Genomic DNA, 5,754 nt, shown 5'->3' with positions numbered 1-5,754 from the left:
GAATTTTGATCTGTATTTATTACACAGGTTGATAACGTGTTGGTCTGTCAGTTCTTCAAGCCGTTTATGGGTAATGAGCATGGTGGCCATGTACATGTGGTTTCGGCTTGTAGATCCATGGTAGACCTTATCTAAATAGAAATAGATCAGTTCTCGCATGGCTATGGAAAAATCTTTAAAGGTGCATTTGATGTATTGTTGAGCTTCGCTATATTTTATGTACGGACGTCGTCTAATTTGTGTTTTTATATCATTAATATGATTGCGATGCATTTCATATTCGCAGGACACACAATATTTTGTTTGCCTACTCATCAATGTATAACAGCGCTCACATCGATGATAGCCATGTTCTAGCAAATATATTTCCTTTTTACGGCTACTAATGAGCACCTTACGAAATGGTTCTTTTAGTTTCTCTTCTGCTAAGCTTTCAACCATAGCATCAATAGATTTTACATCATCATCGGACAAGGCGATTTTCGACATATCAATATACCCATCGATGTCGGGCATGTCTATTTTCAGAATCTCTGTGTTAGCCGTTTCTTTCACATAGCTCTGCCGATGCATGATGAGGCCCATTTCGGTGATGATATCACTTTTGTAATAGTCATTAATGGCCTTAAGGATGCGTTTTTGGTTCATCTTAACCTCTTGCATCCACTGCGAATTGTCTGCGCTGAGCACAATTTTTGGAGGTTTGATGTCGATGATGCGCGTATGACCAGCATAAATCGGCCCCACCACATCACGCCAATGATGAACGAGGGTATTCAGTTTAAATTGTTCCAGTAAACCTAACTCATGTAGGCCACCAGCTAAGCACATATCAAGGCTTTCCATAATGGATGTGCCCCTCCTGACATTGAATAAATTGAACACCTTGCAGGTTTTCAAAATCGTGTATATCCGTCGTGGTAATAACGGTTTGAATGCGTTTATGAATGAACTGCAATAAATTGTTCCGTCTCGCCTCGTCGAGCTCGCTCAACACATCGTCCAAGAGCAATACTGGATATTCGCCGACCTCGGATTTAATAAATTCTAATTCGCTCAGTTTGAGTGAAAGCACGGCCGTCCGCTGCTGTCCCTGAGATCCAAATTTCTTTAAATCGATAGCATCGGAAAAGAATCTCAAATCATCGCGATGAGGGCCGACGCTGGTCGTCATACGTTGACGATCTTGCGGCAATGCCTCTTGCAGTAAATCGTAAAAGGCCTCCTTCGTATACACGATATGACCTTCCTCCCCATACGGTTGTTCGTAGCCGATGGTGAGATTCTCGAGGCCTCCCGTCAATTTACGATTCATCAAATCGATGAGCAAATTGATTTTCTTTAGACTTTCCATCCGTTTTTTGACGATGAAAGCCGCCATATCCGCTAGTTGTACATCCCATTCAGCAAGAGGAATATTCTGTTTACCGCGATATTCCTTCAGTAATGTATTGCGTTGCTGCAATAACCGATTATATTGCAACAATTGATGATAATAAGTAGCGCTCGTTTGAGATATTTCCATATCTAGAAATCTACGCCGCCCCGAAGGACTGCCCTTAATAAGCTGTAAATCTTCTGGGCAGAAGATGACCGTATTTAAGGTACCAATCAATTCCTTCTGGGAAATCTTAGTATCATTTAAGCGGATATCCTTAGGACCTTGATGAAATAGCTTAATATTAACCTTTTGCGGCGTCTCCTTTTTCTCAAAGTTCACCACAATGCCCGCTTCATCAGCATTAAATAAAAGCATATCCGACGTATCGTTTGTACGGTGGCTTTTACCAATGGTACCGACGTAAATGGCCTCTAAAATATTGGTTTTACCAGCCCCATTGGTTCCGTACAAGACGATGATTTCAGGCTGCAAATCTATGGTTAAATCCTTATAGTTGCGAAACTGGAACAATTGCAGTGAGTTAATTCTCACCGATTATGCCTCCTCTTTGGTAACGATGAATTCCACATCGAGGCCTTCTACACCAATAACATCGCCAACGCGACATTTTTTGCGTTTTTCTGTAACGATAGTGCCATTTAATGTAAGCACTTGATCATCGATAAGGCCTTTTACTTGGCCCCCTGTTTCGATGACGCCTTCCAATTTAAGCAATTGATCGATTTGAATGTACTCCGTATGAATTGGTACAGGTTGTTGTTTCATAACGTCCTCCTATGGTGGACAAATTACAGGATATACCAAATATATAATCATGACTAAAACGCATTGTTATATACTTGGTATTATGAATTTTTATGCATATAAATATACAATAATTTATATATAGTACATACTGAATTCTCAATATAAAAACTAATCGTAGAATTAGCTTTCACAAAAATGAGAATATATTATCGTATGTGACGATTAAGAATTCGTACGAACAGGTGTTACTACATAGGTATAGTTCGGATTATTATCTTGGCGAATGACAACAGGACCATTTTGTTTTAAATACATATGGATGTTGTCGCCTGTGCTGTGACGCAAAATATCGGAAATGTAACGACCATTGAAGGAAATCGTGAACGGCGTACCCTTAAATTCCACAGGAATTTCTTCCTTCGCCATACCAATTTCAGCATTTTGGCTGGACAACGTCACTTGTTCTTCTGACCAGTCATAGCGAATAACGTTGTAACTCATATCCTTTGCCAACAAGGATACACGATCAACAGCGCCGGCAAAGTCCTTGCGGTCTACAACGGCACTGGAGTCGAATTGAGCAGGAATTACCTTTTCGTATTCTGGGTACGTGCCTTCAATCAATCGGGAAATAATGTAGATTGATTCGAACATGAACACGATTTGTGTGCGGTTCCAAATGATTTTAATAATAGAAGGATTATCTGTTGGTAATAAACGAGATACTTCTGCCAAAGCCTTTGTTGGAATGATGACACGCATAGGGGAAGTAGCAGGTTCATCGATGGTTACCTTTTTAACAGCCATGCGATGTGTATCAGTAGCAACCATAGTTACTTCTTTGTCGTTTGCATCTTTGATTTCTAGCAAAGCACCGGCAAATACAGGGCGATCATCGTCGCTTGCAGCCGCATAGTTTGTAAGGTCGATAAGTTCTTTCATCGCTTGGCTATCAATATTGACATAGTCTTGGTCGTGAATTTGTTCAACCAAGGAGAAATCGTCTGGATGCAAGGTTACTAAATTAAATTCAGAGGAACCGGATGTGATTTTTAGCGTATTGCCATCCTCTGGTTTGCTCAATTGAATCGTTTCGCCTGGTAATTTGCGGATTAATTCTTGGAAATAACGAGAAGCAACCACTAATGTACCTGGTTCTAAGATTTCTGCGTCGATTGTTAATTTGATGCCCAATTCAAAATCGTTACCTTGTAGTTCCACTTGATTATTTTTGGTGGTCATATAAATGGAACCTGGTAGATTTGAACTTGTCTTATTTTGTGATACTTTTTGTAGAACGTTAATGGCTTTTTGGAGATTGGCCTTAGGGAATTTGATGTTCATAACGTAAATATTCTCCTTGTTTGTAATATTCGTTGTGCGATTTTCGTTGGTCCTCTATAGATAATCAACGATAGATCGGTTTTCTGATATGTTTTTGATTTGTTTGTTAGTTTAGTAGTATTTGTAGTAGGCGCTGTGAATGTGTGTACATGTGAAAGTTTACTAGATTTCATGCGTTTCCACAGTTGTGGATAAGTGTGTGCATACCTTGTTTTAGGTTATCCACATAGTCACAGAAAATATTGATTTCTGCAATATCCACAGATTTACACACAACATATCCACAGAGTTATCCACACCCGTTTTAGTTGAGTGATGACAGTTTTGATTTTATGTCTAGGATAATCTGTTTTGTTTCCGGATTCTTGTCGATTTCCTTGCTGATCTTATCGTACGCATGCAAAATCGTTGTGTGATCTCTGGAAAAAGCTGCTGCGATTTGTGGGTAGCTTTCATTAATTACATCGCGGCACAAATACATGGCAATTTGTCGTGGAAATGCGAATTGGGCCTTCCTTTTTTTGCCTAACAAATCTTGTTTCTTAATGTTGAAATAGGTGCTGATAAAGTCTTGAATGGACTCTATGTCGATGAGGGTTACTCGTTCCGTCGTGATGATGTCGGATAATGTTTTCTTCGTGTATTCCAAATCGATGCTGCTCGTCCGTTGTTCTAGCGATGCGGTACCGATGAGTTTATTGAAAGCCCCTTGTAGTACGCGGATATTTTCATCGAATTGTAACGCCACGTAGTTGATGGCATCGTTGTCGATAACGAGATTACGATTCTTATTGTTTTCCTTTTCAACGAGGGCTTTCAAAATGGCAATGCGCGTTTCCAAATCTGGATTTTCCATGGTTGCCACATAACCAGCTTGGAATCTAGAACGCAAGCGCTCTTCGAATTGATCCATGTCGTTTGGCATGGTATCGCTGGTGAGGACGATTTGCTTGTTATTGTCTAATAATTCATTGAAGGTGTTGAAAAACTCTGTTTTCGTGCCCTCTTTATTTTCCAAGAACTGAATATCGTCAATGAGCAATACGTCGATGTTGCGGAACGTATTGCGGAACAACTCGCCTTGCCGCTTACGAATGGATTCAATGAATAAATTCATGAACTTTTCGCTCGTTGTGCACATCACCTTGAGATTAGGATATCTTTCAACGATGGCATTGCCGATGGCGTGCATCAAATGCGTTTTACCGAGGCCAGATGGGCCATAGATAAAGAGCGGATTATAATCGCCGCCTGGATGTTCCGACACATTTTGGGCTGCCCCAAAAGGAATGCGGTTTGCATTGCCTGTAATGTAATTATCAAATCGATACCCACTGTTGAGCTGGGATGATGATAAATCGATAGGAATATCCGTAGACTGCAACGTCTGCGCCGTTTGTGGCTGCTCTACAGGAAACATCGGTTCATCTGGAATTAACTCGTGCACCTCTTGGCGCTTAATATATACAGGATCTGCGTACACCGGTGTGTAAAACTCCTCTTGATATGGAACCTCCTGCTTTGCAGGTTTTTTTGCTGTGGCAATGGTGCTTTCCGTGTCACTTACTGATGGATTTTCTGTTGTATTCGTAGTAGCGCTCTCTGCAGTATTCCCTGTGAAAGTATCTGCTACTTGCGGTGTTGCTGGGGTCTCTTCCTTAAGGGGAAATAAATCCAGTAACACCATATTTAATTGTTTGCCCGTCACTTGTTGGATGGCATCTGTTAATAACTTACTTACCGTTTGCTGAGATTCGATGACACTTTTTATAAAACTCTGCATAACCCCAATGTGTATAGAATTATTATCTATACTCATCGGTATGAGAGAAGTACTCAAACTTGAATAAATCGCAGGCGGCAGTGTTTGTTTTGCTACTTGTAATATACGTTCCCATATATCATTAATATCAGCTGCTTGCATTTTGTTCCTCTTGTGTATAACTTTTACTAAAAATGTGCATAACTTTCGTTATTATGTGTATAACTTATTCTAAAACTGTGGAAAAACCACAAATACATGTGAATAAGTTGTGCATAACTTATAAATAAGAGAAAATAAAATTCCCTTCCAACCTTATAAATACTGAGTTTATACTATTCACAGGTCAAAAGAGAAAAAATGTGGATAACTTTTCTGAACTATCCAAAAAAAACTTATAAAAATATATAATTTTACCAATTTCAATTATGATTGTACCAAAAATGAGGGAGATTGTCATTCAATCTGTGGATAACTTTTATGGAATTTGTTTATTTTA

The 5,754-nt window shown here is 39.5% G+C and carries 5 protein-coding genes; all 5 read right to left on the bottom strand.

The window, feature by feature from the left end; translation table 11 throughout:
- A partial coding sequence (locus tag RYP29_RS07990; RefSeq protein ID WP_311532987.1) for a DUF721 domain-containing protein occupies positions 1 to 846 on the bottom strand: 846 nt, incomplete at its 3' end.
- Complete coding sequence (gene recF, locus RYP29_RS07985) at positions 833 to 1,933, bottom strand: DNA replication/repair protein RecF (RefSeq protein WP_311532985.1); 1,101 nt, start codon at positions 1,931 to 1,933, stop codon at positions 833 to 835. The genes RYP29_RS07990 and recF, both read right to left, overlap by 14 nt.
- Before the next feature lie 3 nt (positions 1,934 to 1,936).
- On the bottom strand, positions 1,937 to 2,167 hold the full coding sequence (locus RYP29_RS07980; protein ID WP_005379450.1) for an RNA-binding S4 domain-containing protein: 231 nt from the start codon (positions 2,165 to 2,167) through the stop codon (positions 1,937 to 1,939).
- A gap of 204 nt (positions 2,168 to 2,371) precedes the next feature.
- Positions 2,372 to 3,493: a DNA polymerase III subunit beta gene (gene dnaN / locus RYP29_RS07975; protein WP_301835009.1), complete on the bottom strand. Its 1,122-nt coding sequence runs from the start codon at positions 3,491 to 3,493 to the stop codon at positions 2,372 to 2,374.
- Between the two features lie 304 nt (positions 3,494 to 3,797).
- Positions 3,798 to 5,417, bottom strand: coding sequence for a chromosomal replication initiator protein DnaA (dnaA, locus tag RYP29_RS07970; protein WP_311532983.1), 1,620 nt, complete (start codon positions 5,415 to 5,417; stop codon positions 3,798 to 3,800).
- Positions 5,418 to 5,754: the final 337 nt, after the last annotated feature.

The organism is uncultured Veillonella sp., assembly GCF_963534045.1.
Classification (GTDB): Bacteria; Bacillota; Negativicutes; order Veillonellales; family Veillonellaceae; genus Veillonella.
The sequence above is the reverse complement of the archived record's forward strand: the minus strand, read 5'-3'. Positions and strand labels throughout refer to the sequence as shown.